Raw genomic sequence first — 14,403 nt, 5'->3', positions numbered from 1 at the left:
CGAGCAACACGCGCGGCGCCGCAGACAAAAACGTGGGAGGTCAGCCAAGCGCAGCGGAACGCCTAGCGATTCGTTCGTCGAACTTGCGTGCCTTCTCGTCTAGGCCCTCCATGAAGAAGCCCAGTTCCTCCTGTGCGGCCAGGCCGGCCGGGCCCAGGCCGCCGATCTCCAGCACCTTCAGATGGCGCAGCACCGGCTGCAGCACGTCGTCGTGGTGGATGCGCAGGTTGTAGATCCCGCCGAAGGCCATCCGGGCCGCGGCCCGCTCGAAGCCGGGCATGCCGTGGCCGGGCATCCGGAAGGCGGTGACCACGTCGCGTACCGCGCACATGGTCTGGTCGGGGGCGAGCTCGAACGCCGCGGTGAGCAGGTTGCGGTAGAAGAGCATGTGGAGGTTCTCGTCCGCGGCGATGCGGGCGAGCATCCGGTCGCAGACCGGGTCGCCCGAGTGACGGCCGGTGTTGCGGTGCGAGATCCGGGTGGCCAGCTCCTGGAAGGCGACGTAGGCCACCGAGTGCAGCATGCTGTGCCCGTTGTCGGACTCGAAGCCCTCCGACGTATGGGCCATGCGGAACCGCTCCAGCTCGTCCGGGTCGACGGCCCGGCTGGCGAGCAGGTAGTCGCGCATCACGATGCCGTGCCGGCCCTCCTCGGCGGTCCAGCGGTGCACCCAGGTGCCCCAGGCGCCGTCGCGCCCGAAGAGGGTGGCGATCTCGTGGTGGTAGCTGGGGAGGTTGTCCTCGGTGAGGAGGTTGACCACGAGGGCGATCCGGCCGATGTCGCTGACCTTGGACTGCTCGGGGGCCCAGGCTTCACCGTGCTCCAGTACGCCCGGGAAGTTCCGCCCGTCACTCCAGGGCACGTACTGGTGCGGCATCCATTCCTTGGCGACCTTCAGATGCCGGTCGAGTTCCTTCTCGACGACCTCTTCGAGTGCGTAGAGCAGCTGAGCGTCGCTCCAGGCGGTCTGGCCGCGCTCTCCGTGATGGCGGGCGGGGGCGATGGTCACGGGGGCTCCTGGGGGGACGATGACCTACGGGACCGTAGGTTTGACCTACGGCTGCGTAGGTTACGTCATCGTAGGTTAGGGCCGCTTAAACGCTGCGCCCCGCAAAGCGGCCGAAATGCGCCCGAGAGCCACCCGGCGGTCCCGTTCCGAAGTGCGGGAATATCCGGGTACGACAAAGGGCGCCCTCGGTTCTTGTCACCGATGGGCGCCCTTGAGGCGTCGCCGGGATTCCGCGTCGGCCGGTGGCCGGCCCGCGGGCTCAGCCCTTCGATCCGGCCTGCTTGCGGGACTTGTCACCCACCATGACCAGTCCGGCGATGACCAGGAAGAGCACGATGGGGGCGGCGACGTAGAGGCCGAGCGTCTCGATCACGCTCAGGCCCGGGCCCGGGTCGTCACCGTCGTCGCGAGTGAGCGCAAACGCGGGGGACGAGATCAGCATCAGTAGCGCGGTACCGGCCGTGATGGTTCCGGCGCGCAGGGCGGTCTTCTTAGCCTGGTTGCTCACGAAGTCAACGTAGCGGACGCGCTGCCGCCCCGCGCGCCCGGGGTGGCGCAGCGGTCAGGGGGTGCGCGGGCGACCGTCACGGGAGTCGGCGGTGGACGACGGCAGGTGTCCGGGCTGCGTGTGACCGGTGTCACCGGTCCATGGAGGCGAACACCCGCATCAGGGCGTGCAGGCGGGGCGCGGCCGCCAGCTCCTCCAGGGTCAGCGGAAGTCCGTCGGGGCCGGCGATCGGGAGGCGCCAGTTGGGGTACTCGTCCCAGGTCCCCGGAAGGTTCTGGGGGCGGCGGTCCCCCACCGCGTCGGGCAGCCACACGCCGACCATCCGCGCCGGGGTGCGCAGCAGAAAGCGGTGCGCGGCGCGGACCGCCGCCTCCTCGTCACCGGCGCCCTCCGGCAGCAGCCCGAGCCGCGCCAGCTCGCCCAGCCATTCGGCGAGTTCGTACCGGGCACGGGACCGCTCCCGCTCCGGCGGTCCGGCCAGCAGTCCCAGCCGCTCGCGCAGCGCGACATCCTGACCGGTCAGCCGGGCGGCGGTGGACGGAAGGTCGTGGGTGGTGACGGTGGCGAGACAGGCGCTGCGCCACTCGTCGGGGGCGAGGATCCGGGCCTCGGGGGCGGCCGCCCGGCCCTCCGTTTCCTCCGTCCCCGTCTCCTGTCCTGCCTGATCCCCGCCGGCGGCATCCACGTTCCCGTAATCCCGCTCGAACCACAGCACCGATGTGCCCAGCACGCCCCGCTCGGCGAGTGCGCCGCGTACACCCGGCTCGACCGTGCCCAGGTCCTCGCCGATCACCGCGGCGCCGGCCCGGTGCGCCTCCAGGGCCAGCACCGAGAGCATCGCCTCGCCGTCGTAGCGCACGTAGGCGCCCTCGGTCGGCGGGCGGCCCTCCGGGACCCACCACAGCCGGAACAGCCCCATCACATGGTCGATGCGGAGTGCGCCGGCGTGCCGCAGCACGGCGCGCAGCAGCTCCCGGTACGGGGCGTAACCGGCGGCGGCCAGTACGTCCGGGCGCCACGGCGGCAGGCCCCAGTCCTGGCCCCGGGGGTTGAAGGCGTCGGGCGGTGCCCCGATGGACATACCGGCGGCGAAGGCGTCCTGCTGTGCCCAGGTGTCGGCGCCGGACGGGTGCACGCCGACGGCGAGGTCGTGCACCAGGCCGATGCCCATTCCCGCGTCCCGCGCCGCCCGTTGGGCGGCGGCCAGCTGCTGGTCGGTATACCAGGCGAGCCGGGAGTGGAAGTCGATCCGGTCGAGCAGCCGCGGCCGCAGACGGGCGGTGCCCGCGGACCGTGGATCGCGCAGCCCGTCGGGCCAGGCGCGCCAGTCGGTGCCGTGCCGCTCGGCGATCGCGCACCAGGTGGCGTGGTCCTCCAGCGTCTGGCCCTGTTCGGCCAGGAAGTCGCAGTACGCGGACCGGCGGCCCGGGGTGAGCGGTACCGCACACAGCAGTTCCAGGGCCTCCCGCTTGAGCGTCCAGACGGCGTCCCGGTCGATCAGCGCGCCCCCTTCGAGCACCTCTGCGCGGAGCGCACGAGCGCGCGCCGCCAGCTCGTCGGCCCGCGATCGAGCGGGGCCGGCCAGCAGGGCGTACTCCGGGATGTGTTCGATCCGCAGGTGGACCGGGTCGGGGAAGCGGCGCGAGGAGGGGCGGTAGGGGGACGGGTCGGCCGGCGGGCCGGGGACGGCCGCGTGCAGCGGGTTGAGCTGGACGAAGCCGGTGCCCAGGGCGCGTCCGGACCAGGCGGCGAGGTCGGCGAGGTCCCCGAGATCGCCCATGCCCCAGGACTGCCGGGACAGCAGGGAGTAGAGCTGCACCAGGAAGCCGTGGCTGCGGCCGGGCGGTGCGGGAACCCGGTCGGGCGCGACGATCAGCCGGGCAGTGGCGGTGCGGCCGCCGGGGGCCCGGGCGTGCAGCAGATGGACGCCGAGGGGCAGGCGGGCCAGGGCCTCCGGGAGGTCCGCACCTGCCGGGAGCTCTCTTCCCGTGCTCCTCCCGCCTCTCGCCCCGTCCGCCTCCTGGCCCGTCCCCCCGCCCTCGGTCTCCACCCGCAGGACGGTGCCTTCGGGGAGACCGGAGAGGCCGGAGCGGCCGAGAGGTCCGGGGCGGCCCGGTGGCCGGCGGGCGCGGATGACGACCGTACGGGGCAGCAGGGCCCGGCCCGTCCCGTCCTCGTGGGCGGCCAGTGCGGTGCGTACGGCCTGCGGGGTCGAGGCGTCGACCCCCAGTGCGGCGAGCACGGCGATGACGGTGTCGTCGCCGATCTGAACGCTTCTGCCCGGCGAGGGTTCGTACGACGTGGCGATGCCGTGCAACCGGGCGAGCCGCGCGCGGCCCATGGGCCGTCAGACCTCCATGGACTCCGTCCCCAGGCCGGCGGCTGTCGGCTCGCTGGTCAGCGGCAGCTCGGCGGCGATCGGGACCTCGCTGGTCAGCGGTGCGGCGTCGGCGAGCGGGGGCTCGCTGGTCAGCGGCGGCTCGACGAAGCTGCCGGAGCCGGAGCCGTCCAGGCCGGAATCGGGGTCGGACACTCCGGCGAAGGGGTCGGGCTCCTCCGTCGCGCCTTCCGGTTTCGCGGAGAGCGCGTCGAGGAGCAGTTGAGCGGACGCGGCCACGAGGGCCTCCCGTTCATCGGCAATGGGACACGTGGGCCCTACCCACTCGGCACGATCGCAGACGCCTGCACCCGCAAAACGTGACTCACGTCACACTACGCTCACGCAGGCGATTTCCCGGTCCGGGACACCGGCGAGCGCACAGAAGGCGCAGCAATGCGGCCTCGCGCCGGAAGTTCTGCGGGCCGCCCACCGGCCGGGCCTCCGGCGCACCGCCCCGAGCACCGCCCGAAGCCCTCCCTGCGGACGCGCTGCCGAAGCGGTCGAAACCCCGCGCCCCTCCGTCCGTCCGCAATGCCCGCATCCATCCCCGCCCGGGACCCCCGGTACGTGCCCCTCCGGACCCCGCCATCGCCCTGTTGACACCCTCACCGCCACAATGGTGGGCTCACGGCCGAAGGTCTGTCCGAACAGGCGCCGGCGGGGAGAACAGCGGGACTTACGGGGCGGCGCCGGTGCGGACCGGCGGACAGCGGGACGGGGACGAGGAGCAGCCGTGCGAGGCCGGGGCGTGTGGGGCGTCGGAAGAATCGGTACCGGTATCGGTAGGAACGGCAGGGGGAGTGGCGCGGGCGCCCGGGCACGGGCCGCGGGAACCACCGCGCTGGCCGCCGCGGTTATCGGAGGGCTGCTCGGCGGGGTGCCCAGCGCCCAGGCCGCGACCGGACGGCCCTCGGATCCCGCCATCGGCGCCCCCGACCGGCCCGACCAGCCGGACGACCGGCCGGCCAGTGCGGGCCGGGTGCCGGCCGTCTGGCCGCGCCCTCAGTCGCTTCAGGAGCTCGCCAGCGCGGTGCCGCTGGGCGACGAGGCGGCGGTGGTGGCCGGGCCGGACGCCGATCCGTACGCCCTGGACGTGGTGCGCGGCCTGCTGCGGGAGGCCGGGGTGCGCACGGTCCGGCAGCTCACGCCGGGCGAGCGGCCGCCCGCGGCCGGGCCGGTGATCCTGGTCGGTGGCGAGCAGGCCGAGGAGGCGCTGCGGGCGCTGCGCGCACCGGCCCACGGGGACCTGCCCTCCGGCGGCTACCGGCTCGCCGTCGGCCAGGTCGCCGGCCGCGACACCGTGGCGCTCGCCGGTGCCGGCCCGGACGGCCTGTTCCACGCCGCGCAGACGCTGCGGCAGCTGGTCACCACTGGTGAGGGCCAAGGTCGGCAGCTGGCCTCGGTGGCCGTACGGGACTGGCCCGGCTCGGCGGTGCGCGGCACCACCGAGGGGTTCTTCGGCCGGCCGTGGACCCCGGCCCAGCGGCTCGCCCAGCTGGACTTCATGGGCCGTACGAAGCAGAACCGCTACCTCTACGCGCCCGGCGACGACCCGTACCGCCAGGCCCGCTGGCGCGAGCCGTACCCGGCCGAGCAGCGCGCCGGCTTCCGGGCACTGGCCGAGCGGGCCCGCGCCAACCACGTCACGCTGGGCTGGGCGCTCGCCCCCGGCCAGGCGATGTGCTTCTCCTCCGAGGAGGACCTGCGGGCGCTGCGGCGCAAGGTGGACGGGATGTGGGCGCTGGGCGTGCGCGCGTTCCAGCTCCAGTTCCAGGACGTCAGCTACAACGAGTGGCACTGCGACGCCGACGCGGATGCGTTCGGCACCGGTCCGCGCGCCGCCGCCAGGGCCCAGGCCCGGATCGCCAACGCGCTCGCCGACCACCTCCGGGAGCGGCACCCGGACGCCGCGCCGCTGTCCCTGATGCCGACCGAGTACTACCAGGACGGCGCGACGGCGTACCGGCGCGCGCTGGCCGACGCGCTCGGCGCACGGGTCGAGGTGGTCTGGACCGGCGTCGGGGTGGTCCCGCGGACCATCACCGGCGGGGAACTCTCCACCGCCCGGGAGGCGTTCGGGCACCCGCTGGTGACCCTGGACAACTACCCGGTCAACGACTACGCGGAGGACCGGATCTTCCTCGGCCCGTACCGCGGCCGGGAGCCGGCCGTCGCCACCGGCTCGGCGGCGCTGCTGGCCAACGCCATGGAGCAGCCGCTGGCGTCCCGTATCCCGCTGTTCACCGCCGCCGACTACGCGTGGAACCCGCGCCACTACCGCCCGGCCGCGTCCTGGCGCGCGGCCATCGACGACCTGGCGGGCGGCGACCGGCGCAGCCGCGCCGCGCTCCACGCGCTCGCCGGCAACACCGCCTCGTCGCTGCTCGACAAGGCCGAGTCGGGGTATCTGCGGCCGCTGATCGACCGCTTCTGGAAGGCCCGGGAGACGGCGGTCAGCGGGGGCCGCCCCGGCACGGACGAGGAGTACGCCGAGGCCGCCCGCGCGCTGCGCGCCGCCTTCCGCACCATGAGCACCGCGCCGGAGGCGCTGGGCTCCGATCTGGCCGACGAAATGCGGCCCTGGGCCGAGCAGTTGGCACGCTACGGCCGGGCCGGCGAACAGGCCGTGGAGACGCTGCTGGCGCAGGCCCGGAACGACGGCGAGGCCGCCTGGTCGGCGCAGCGCGCGGTGGCGGGGCTGCGCACGGCGATCGCGGACAGTCCGGCGACCGTCGGCAAGGGGGTCCTCGCCCCCTTCCTGGACCGGGCGGTGCTCGAGGCCGACGCCTGGACCGGCGCCGGCCGCGATGCCCCGCACCCGACCGAGGCCGCCCACCCGACCTCCCTCACCGTCCCCTTCGAGCGGGCCCGCCCGCTGGCCGCGGTCACCGCGCTGACCGACCCGGGCCCGTCCGCGGGCGCGGTCTCCCTGGAGGCACACGTCCCCGGCGAGGGCTGGTGCCGCCTCGGCCGGCTCTCACCGACCGGCTGGACGGAGTCCCGTACGCCGCGACTGCGCGCCGACGCGGTGCGGCTGACCTGGGCGGACGGCACGCAGGCGCCATCCGTGCACGCGCTCACCCCGTGGTTCGGCGACACCGCGCCGGCTGGTCTGGAGCTCTCCCGCAAGGAAGCGGACGCGCAGACCGGCGGGAGGGTGACGGTCGACGCCCGGATCTTCTCCCGCCGCCCCGCCGACGTCCGGGAGAGGCTGACGGTCAAGGCGCCCAAGGGCTTCACCGTGCACGCGCCGGAGGAGGTCACCGCCCCGCGGGGCGGCACCGCCACGGTCCGGATCGCAGTGGACGTCCCCGCGTCCGCCCGCTTCGGAACGTATGAGATCCAGGTGGCCCTCGGCGGCGAGCAGCGGACGCTGACCGTACGGGCCTATCCGCGCACCGGCGGGACGGACCTGGCGCGCGGCACGGTCGCCACCTCGTCCGGGGACGAGACCGCCGGCTTCCCGGCCTCCGCGGCCACCGACGGCGACCCGAAGAGCCGCTGGTCCTCCCCCGCCGACGACCACGCCTGGCTCCAGTTCGCGCTGGCCCACCCGACCCGTCTCGGCCGGCTCGTCCTGAACTGGCAGGACGCCCACGCGGCCCGCTACCGCGTCGAGGTCTCCGCGGACGGTCACAGCTGGCGTACGGCGGCGGCGGTGCGGGACGGGAAGGGCGGCCGCGAGTCGGTCAGGATGGATGAGGAGAACGTCCGGTTCGTCCGCATCCAGGGGGAGAAGCGGGCGACGAAGTTCGGCTACTCCCTGTGGTCGGTCGAGGCGTACGCGGTCGCGTCGTCCGACTCTCGCCGCGGGTAGCGGACGCGGTCCGCGGAGAGGACCGGACGACGCGACCGTGGCGCGGGAGGGGTGCGGCCACGGTGAGAGAGGGGCGTGGGGCCGGGACGGTGGGGATCCGTCGGCGCGCCGGACGAGCCCGGCCCATACGCCTGCACCTCCTGTGCCTGTACGTACGGAAAAGCCCGGCTCTACGCCGAAACGGCATCGATCCGGGCCAACGCGTCATCCGCGCCATATGGCTGCAAATACGGCAGCCAGCGCGGATCGCGATGACCCGTGCCGATGATCCGCCACGCCAGTCCGGACGGCGGGGCGGGCGGATGACGCAGTCGCCAGCCGATCTCGGCCACATGCCGGTCGGCCTTGACATGATTGCAGCGCCGGCAGGCGGCGACGACGTTCTCCCAGGTGTGCTGACCTCCGCGGCTGCGCGGGATGACGTGGTCGACGCTGGTTGCGACGCCACCGCAGTACATACAGCGCCCGCCGTCACGGGCGAACAGTGCCCGGCGGGTCAGGGGCACGGGGCCGCGAAAGGGCACCCGCACAAACCGCTTCAAGCGGACCACACTCGGAGCGGGGATGACATGGGTCGCGCTGTGCATCAGGGCGCCGGACTCCTCGAGACTCACAGCTTTCTCATTGAGGACGAGGATGAGCGCGCGGCGGAGCGGTACGACGCCGAGCGGCTCGTACGACGCATTGAGGACCAGGACATGCGGCACGGGTGCCTCCTTGTACGCCGGCGGCGCGTGGCTCGCGCCGGGACGATCTCCCCACAGTGTCCCCCGGTGCCTGGTCGGAGCGCCACCATGACCGAGTAACGGGTCGGAGGTGTTTTCCCCCACACTCCGCACCCGCCTCCGGATACGGCTCATTCCGGCTGTCCGGCGGGCTCACCGCTCGAACACGGGCACGGACCGTCCCCGTTGCCCCGTTAGTGTGGTGAATCAGCCCGGTGGTCGGAGTTCCACCATGGTTCCGGGCAGTCCCACACGGAGGGTTCGACTGTGTTCTGGTCCGTTTCGTCGGTCGTCGGCGCGCCCCTGAGCGCCACCGCACCCGGCTCAACCGGCCCGGCCTCGCTCGACGAGGCCGCGAAGGAGGCCACCAACGCCGTCGGCTGGGTGCAGGCGAACTGGGGTACGTGGCTCACGTCCGGCCTGCAAATCGTGCTGATCATCGTGATCGCGGTGGTGCTCCGGCATGTCATACGGCGCACGATCACCAAGTTCATCGAGCGGATGAACCGCACCGCGGCCGCCGCCGAGGGCACCGCCCTGGGCGGTCTGCTGGTCAACGCCGAACGCCGCCGGCAGCGCTCGGAGGCCATCGGCTCGGTACTCCGCAGCGTCGCATCCTTTGTGATCATGGGCACGGCGGCGCTGACGGTGCTCTCCGTCCTGCGGATAGATCTGGCGCCGCTGCTGGCGAGCGCCGGCGTGGCCGGTGTGGCCATCGGTTTCGGTGCCCGCAACCTCGTCACCGACTTCCTCTCCGGGGTCTTCATGATCCTCGAGGACCAGTACGGCGTCGGTGACGAGATCGACGCCGGTGTGGCCACCGGTACGGTCATCGAGGTCGGTCTGCGCGTCACCAAGCTGCGCGGCCCCAACGGTGCGATCTGGTACATCCGCAACGGCGAGGTCAAGCGGATCGGCAACCTCAGCCAGGGCTGGTCCACGGCTGCCGTGGACGTCGTGATCGCCGCCGACCAGGACCTGGAGCGGGCCCGCGACATCATCACCACCGTCGGCGAGCAGATGTCCAAGGACGAGCCCTGGAACGAGCAGCTGTGGGAGCCGGTGCAGGTGCTGGGCCTCAGCGAGGTGCACCTGGACACCGTCACCCTCAGCGTCTCGGCCAAGACCATGCCCGGCAAGGCCCTCGGCGTGGAGCGCGAACTGCGCTGGCGCATCAAGCACGCGCTGGACGCCGCCGGTATCCACCTCGCCCCCCGGCCCGAGCCCGAGGACGCCGAGGGCTCCGCCGCCACCGACCCCGCCGCCGGTGTCTCGGCCCCCTCGGCACTGAGCAACCCCCTGTCCCCCCAGTCCCGCGCCACCGAACCGATCGCACCCCCCTCGAAGCTGGAGAAGTAGACCGCGGCGGGCCGGGGCAGGGCCGGGCCGCGCGGGTACGGCCGATGCCCAAACTCGCCGCAGCGCATCCATGGACTGCGCCGTGATCCGCGGCCTAGGTTCCTGCCCATGAATGGACGTTCCGCGCGCCCCCGCGCCAGACTCGCCGTCGTCGGCGGCGGCTCGACCTACACCCCCGAACTCATCGACGGCTTCGCGCGGCTGCGTGACGTCCTGCCGCTGGCGGAGCTGGTCCTGATCGATCCGGCGCCGGACCGGCTGGAGCTGGTGGGCGGCCTGGCCCGGCGGATCTTCGCCAAGCAGGGACACCCGGGCACCACCTCCTGGACCACCGACCTCGACGCCGGGATCGACGGCGCCGACGCCGTACTGCTGCAGCTGCGTATCGGCGGCCAGGCCACCCGCGACCAGGACGAGACCTGGCCGCTGGGGTGCGGCTGCGTCGGGCAGGAGACCACCGGCGCCGGCGGCCTCGCCAAGGCGCTGCGCACCGTGCCCGTCGTCCTGGACATCGCCGAACGGGTGCGCCGCCGCAACCCGGACGCCTGGATCGTCGACTTCACCAACCCCGTCGGTATCGTCACCCGCGCGCTGCTCACCCATGGCCACAAGGCCGTCGGCCTGTGCAATGTCGCGATCGGCTTCCAGCGCAAGTTCGCGAAACTGCTGGGTGTCTCCCCCGAGCAGGTCGAGCTGGAGCACATCGGTCTCAACCACCTCACCTGGGAGCGGTCCGTACGCGTCGCAGGCGAGGACGTCCTCCCCAAGCTCCTCGCCGAACACGGTGACGCCATCGCCGGCGATCTGCGCCTGCCCCGCTCGCTCCTCGACCGTCTGGGCACCGTCCCCTCCTATTACCTGCGCTACTACTACCAACACGACGCGGTGGTCGAGGAGTTGCGGAGCAAGCCCTCCCGTGCCGCCGAAGTCGCCGCCATCGAGCGGCAGCTCCTCGGCCTGTACGCCGACCCCGCCCTCGACGAGAAGCCGGAGCTCCTCTCCCGGCGCGGCGGCGCCTTCTACTCCGAGGCCGCCGTGGCCCTCACCTCCTCCCTGCTGGGCGACACCGGCGACGCCCAGATCGTCAATGTGTTCAACAACGGCACCCTGCCCTTCCTCCCCGACGACGCGGTGATCGAGGTCCCCGCCGCGGTGGGCGCCGCCGGCCCCACCCCCCTGCCCGTACGCCCCCTGGAACCCCTCTACGCCGGCCTGGTCTCCCACGTCACCGGCTACGAGCAACTGGCCCTGGAAGCGGCGCTGAAGGGCGGCCGGGACCGGGTGTTCTCCGCTCTCCTCGCACACCCCCTCATCGGCCAGACCGACTACGCGGACCGCCTCACCGACGAGCTGATCGCGCACAACCGGGAGCACCTCACGTGGGCCTGACCGGCACGGCGCTCGCCATCGACGCGGGCAACAGCAAGACCGATGTGGCGCTCGTGGCCATGGACGGCAGGCTGCTCGGCACCGCCCGCGGCGGCGGCTTCCGGCCGCAGGTGACGGGGGCCGTCCGCGCGGTCGGCACCCTGACCCCGCTGGTGGCAGCCGCCCTCGGTCAGGCCGGGCTGACCGGGTGCGGCCCCGTCGATCACGTCTCCGCCTTCCTCGCCAACGCCGACCTCCCCGTCGAGGAGACCGCCCTCACCGCCGAGATCGCCGGCCGCGGCTGGGCGCGCACGGTCGCCGTCCGCAACGACACCTTCGCCCTGCTGCGGGCCGGCCTGCCCGACGACGACGGGGCACCGGTGGGCGTCGCCGTGGTGTGCGGGACCGGCATCAACTGCGCCGGTCTCGGCCACGACGGGACCACCGCCCGCTTCCCGGCCGTCGGCCGGATCTCCGGCGACTGGGGCGGCGGTGCCTGCCTCGCCGACGAGGCCCTGTGGTCCGCGGCCCGCGCCGAGGACGGCCGCGGCGCCCCGACCGACCTGGCCCATGCGCTGCCCGCCCACTTCGGCCTGACGACCATGCCGACGCTGATCGAGGCGCTCCACCTGCGGCACATCCCCGGCCACCGCCGCCACGAACTGGCCCCGGTCCTCTTCGCCGTCGCGGCCACCGGCGACCCGGTGGCCCGCGCCATCGTCGCCCGCCAGGCCGAGGAGGTCGCCCTCATGGCCACCGTCGCGCTGCGACGCCTCGGCCTCCTCGGCGAGCCCACGCCCGTGATCCTCGGCGGCAGCGTCCTGGCCGCCCGCCACCCGCTCCTCCACGACCGGGTCCTCCAACTCCTCTCGGAACAGGCCCCGAAGGCGCTCCCTCGCGTCGTCACCGCACCACCGGTACTGGGCGCCGCCCTCGCCGCCCTGGACCGGGCGGGCGCGGAGGCGGACGCCTACCCGCGGCTGCGGGGGACTTGGGGATAGCCGGAGCTGCTGCCCGGCCGGCCGGAGAGTCGGGCCCTCGCGCGGTGCCGCGATCCGTCCTCGCGGTCAGCCGACCTGCACGCTGTCCCCCGTCCATGTCTCCGTGCGCTCGCCCGGCGCGAGGACGATGGCCGGAGGCGGGGCGTGGCCCGGGCCTGAGGAGGGCGGGTGGTGGTTGCGTTCCGTAATGATGGTGATGAGGCGGTCGGTGTCGTTGACGATGAGGGTCGCGCAGCCGTCGACGCTGTGGTCGATGGGGTAACTGCCGCCGCCGGGATCGATGTAGGTGGTACCGCCGATGGTGAGGAATCCACTGGCCGGAGCGGATGCGACGCCGACCGCGGTATCCCGGGACGCGGCTGCCCCGAGGGAGCCGAAGAGTGTGGTGATGCGGCGCATGCCGATACCTCCGTTTCACGGGGCGTGGGTTGGTCCACGCCGTTCGCTGCGATGTGTGCGAGTGCCGAACCCAACCTTCGTCACTTAGAGTAATTGACGGAGGCTGTGCTGGGCAGGGCGCACGAGGGTGAATTTGAGGGCGCGTGGACCGCGACGTGCGCCGCCTTGGCGTCGGCCGGGGCCTCGGGGTGGGCGGGCGCCAAGGGCCCCTCGCGGTTTCCAGGGCCCATCGCGGCTTCCGCGCCGGAGAGTTGGTCCCGTCGCCGTCCGCGATCCGCACCAGACCGATCCGTACAAGATCAGGTCAATAGCGGTGTGCTTGTCGGTGGCGGCGGACATACTGCTGCCCATGCACCGGTCCCTGCCATGAGCGCTCTCGGGCGCCGGGCGCGGAGGCCGGACCGCCGTAAGCGACCAGGGGGAGGTTCCGTGCCGTCCGTGTCATCCGCCTCGACCAGCAGCATGACACCGCCCGTGCCGGTTCGCCGGCCGGCCTGGGCCGAGGGGCTGGACGGCCTGCGGGCCGCCGCGACGACCGAGCCGGGCCGGCTGCGGGCGATCGGTGCCGTACTCGTGCTACTGCTGGCCGTGTTCGGTGCGACCACGGCCTGGCAGGTCACGGAGCGGGCGGCAGCCGCGGACGATGTGGTGGAGCACAGCCAGCCACTGACGGCGGTCGCGGCCGGCATCTACCGGTCGCTGGCGGATGCGGACACGGCGGCCGCGGCCGGGTTCCTCAAGGGCGGGGAAGGCAGCAAGGAGACCCGCGAACGCTATGACCGCGATATCGCGACGGCGGGAGAACTGCTGGTCAAGGCCTCGCGGAACGGGCGGGGCACGGACGGCGCGGAGAAGCAGATCGCCCGCCTCAGCTGGCAACTCCCGCGCTACACAGGCCTGGTGGAGACGGCTCGGGCGCACAACCGCCAGGGGCTGCCGCTGGGCGGCGCGTATCTGCGGTACGCGAACGAGCGGATGCGTACGGAACTTCTCCCGGCGGCCCGGGCGTTGTACGACACAGAGACGGATCGGCTCGCCGCGGACTATGCGAGCGCCGAGGCCTGGCCGTGGTTCGCGCTGGCGTCCGGAGCCCTGGCGCTCGGTGCGCTGGGGTGGGCTCAACGGCGGCACTACCGGCGCACCAACCGGGTGTTCAACCGGGGGCTGCTGGCCGCGACGGCCGCTTCCGTCGCGGTGTTGTCATGGCTGGCGGTGGGGCATGCGGTGGCGCGCGAGGGGCTGACGGAGTCGTATGAGCACGGTGCCCGGTCATTGCGGGTGCTCCATGAGGCGCGGATCGACGCGTTGCAGGCGCGCGGGGACGAGAATCTGACGCTGGTGGCACGCGGGGCGGTGCTCACGGAGGACCAACAGGACTTCTACGAGGCCGGTTTCCGTAATGGGATGAAGGATCTGGCGGGTACGGGTGATCATGGTGCGGCAGCGGCGACGGGCCGGCTGGGGGCGGCGCTGGCGCTGGCCGACGACGAGGCGGGGCGGGGCCCGGTGCGCGATGCGCTGACCTACGCACGGCAGTGGCAGGCGCGGCATGCGCAGGCGCGTACGGCGGACGAGAAGGGCGATTACGAGCAGGCGCTGGAGCGGGTGACCGGCGCGGACGGCTCCACCGGCGAGTCGTTCGACGGGGTGGCGGCCGGGCTGCGGAAGGCCTTGGAGCACGAGCAGGCGCAGTTCCGCTCGGCGGCGGACGGCGGACGGGGGGCGTTCGGCGGCCTGCCGGTGGGCGCCGGGGCGCTGCTGGCGCTGGCCGCGGCCGGCGCGGTGCTGGGGATCGGCCGCAGACTGGCGGAGTACCGGTGAGGGGGCCTGGTGAGCG

11 protein-coding genes are annotated in these 14,403 nt (G+C 73.5%); 5 read left to right on the top strand and 6 right to left on the bottom strand.

Annotation, left to right across the window (positions count from 1 at the left end; all coding sequences use genetic code 11):
* Nucleotides 1-40: 40 nt before the first annotated feature.
* From AZE13_RS16900 to AZE13_RS16885, 4 genes are all read right to left on the bottom strand, one after another.
* Nucleotides 41-1,009 carry an acyl-ACP desaturase gene (locus tag AZE13_RS16900; protein WP_066931852.1) on the bottom strand — a complete coding sequence of 323 codons (969 nt, stop codon included), beginning with the start codon at nucleotides 1,007-1,009 and terminating at the stop codon, nucleotides 41-43.
* A gap of 259 nt (nucleotides 1,010-1,268) precedes the next feature.
* Complete coding sequence (locus AZE13_RS16895; protein WP_066931850.1) at nucleotides 1,269-1,517, bottom strand: hypothetical protein; 249 nt, start codon at nucleotides 1,515-1,517, stop codon at nucleotides 1,269-1,271.
* A gap of 130 nt (nucleotides 1,518-1,647) precedes the next feature.
* Nucleotides 1,648-3,858: a 4-alpha-glucanotransferase gene (malQ, locus tag AZE13_RS16890; protein ID WP_066931849.1), complete on the bottom strand. Its 2,211-nt coding sequence runs from the start codon at nucleotides 3,856-3,858 to the stop codon at nucleotides 1,648-1,650.
* Between the two features lie 6 nt (nucleotides 3,859-3,864).
* Complete coding sequence (locus AZE13_RS16885; protein ID WP_066931847.1) at nucleotides 3,865-4,134, bottom strand: hypothetical protein; 270 nt, start codon at nucleotides 4,132-4,134, stop codon at nucleotides 3,865-3,867.
* 604 nt (nucleotides 4,135-4,738) lie between these two features.
* On the opposite strand from AZE13_RS16885, the gene AZE13_RS16880 reads away from it, so the two are divergent.
* Nucleotides 4,739-7,714 (top strand): beta-N-acetylglucosaminidase domain-containing protein, encoded by a 2,976-nt coding sequence (locus AZE13_RS16880; protein ID WP_066932018.1) that lies wholly within the window; start codon nucleotides 4,739-4,741, stop codon nucleotides 7,712-7,714.
* Nucleotides 7,715-7,884: 170 nt separating this feature from the next.
* On the opposite strand, the gene AZE13_RS16875 is transcribed toward AZE13_RS16880, so the two are convergent.
* On the bottom strand, nucleotides 7,885-8,421 hold the full coding sequence (locus tag AZE13_RS16875) for an HNH endonuclease (RefSeq protein ID WP_066931845.1): 537 nt from the start codon (nucleotides 8,419-8,421) through the stop codon (nucleotides 7,885-7,887).
* Nucleotides 8,422-8,706: 285 nt separating this feature from the next.
* Here AZE13_RS16875 and AZE13_RS16870 point away from each other — a divergent pair, with 285 nt between their 5' ends.
* The 3 genes from AZE13_RS16870 (at nucleotide 8,707) to AZE13_RS16860 (ending at nucleotide 12,167) form a co-directional block, all read left to right on the top strand.
* Complete coding sequence (locus AZE13_RS16870; protein WP_066931843.1) at nucleotides 8,707-9,798, top strand: mechanosensitive ion channel family protein; 1,092 nt, start codon at nucleotides 8,707-8,709, stop codon at nucleotides 9,796-9,798.
* Nucleotides 9,799-9,906: 108 nt separating this feature from the next.
* The gene (locus AZE13_RS16865) at nucleotides 9,907-11,187 is read left to right on the top strand and encodes a 6-phospho-beta-glucosidase (RefSeq protein WP_066931842.1); all 1,281 of its coding nucleotides are present in this window, start codon (nucleotides 9,907-9,909) and stop codon (nucleotides 11,185-11,187) included.
* On the top strand, nucleotides 11,178-12,167 hold the full coding sequence (locus tag AZE13_RS16860; protein ID WP_066931840.1) for an N-acetylglucosamine kinase: 990 nt from the start codon (nucleotides 11,178-11,180) through the stop codon (nucleotides 12,165-12,167). Before AZE13_RS16865 ends, AZE13_RS16860 begins: the two co-directional genes overlap by 10 nt.
* Nucleotides 12,168-12,233: 66 nt before the next feature.
* Here the strand turns inward: AZE13_RS16860 and AZE13_RS16855 are convergent, their stop codons facing one another.
* Nucleotides 12,234-12,566 carry a hypothetical protein gene (locus AZE13_RS16855; protein ID WP_066931838.1) on the bottom strand — a complete coding sequence of 111 codons (333 nt, stop codon included), beginning with the start codon at nucleotides 12,564-12,566 and terminating at the stop codon, nucleotides 12,234-12,236.
* 462 nt (nucleotides 12,567-13,028) lie between these two features.
* Between AZE13_RS16855 and AZE13_RS16850 the strand changes: the two genes are divergently transcribed.
* A complete protein-coding gene (locus AZE13_RS16850) occupies nucleotides 13,029-14,387 on the top strand; it encodes a hypothetical protein (RefSeq protein ID WP_066931836.1) in 1,359 nt (452 codons plus the stop codon).
* Nucleotides 14,388-14,403: the final 16 nt, after the last annotated feature.

The organism is Streptomyces sp. NBRC 110611 (assembly GCF_001590865.1).
GTDB lineage: Bacteria > Actinomycetota > Actinomycetes > Streptomycetales > Streptomycetaceae > Streptomyces.
The sequence above is the reverse complement of the archived record's forward strand: the minus strand, read 5'-3'. Positions and strand labels throughout refer to the sequence as shown.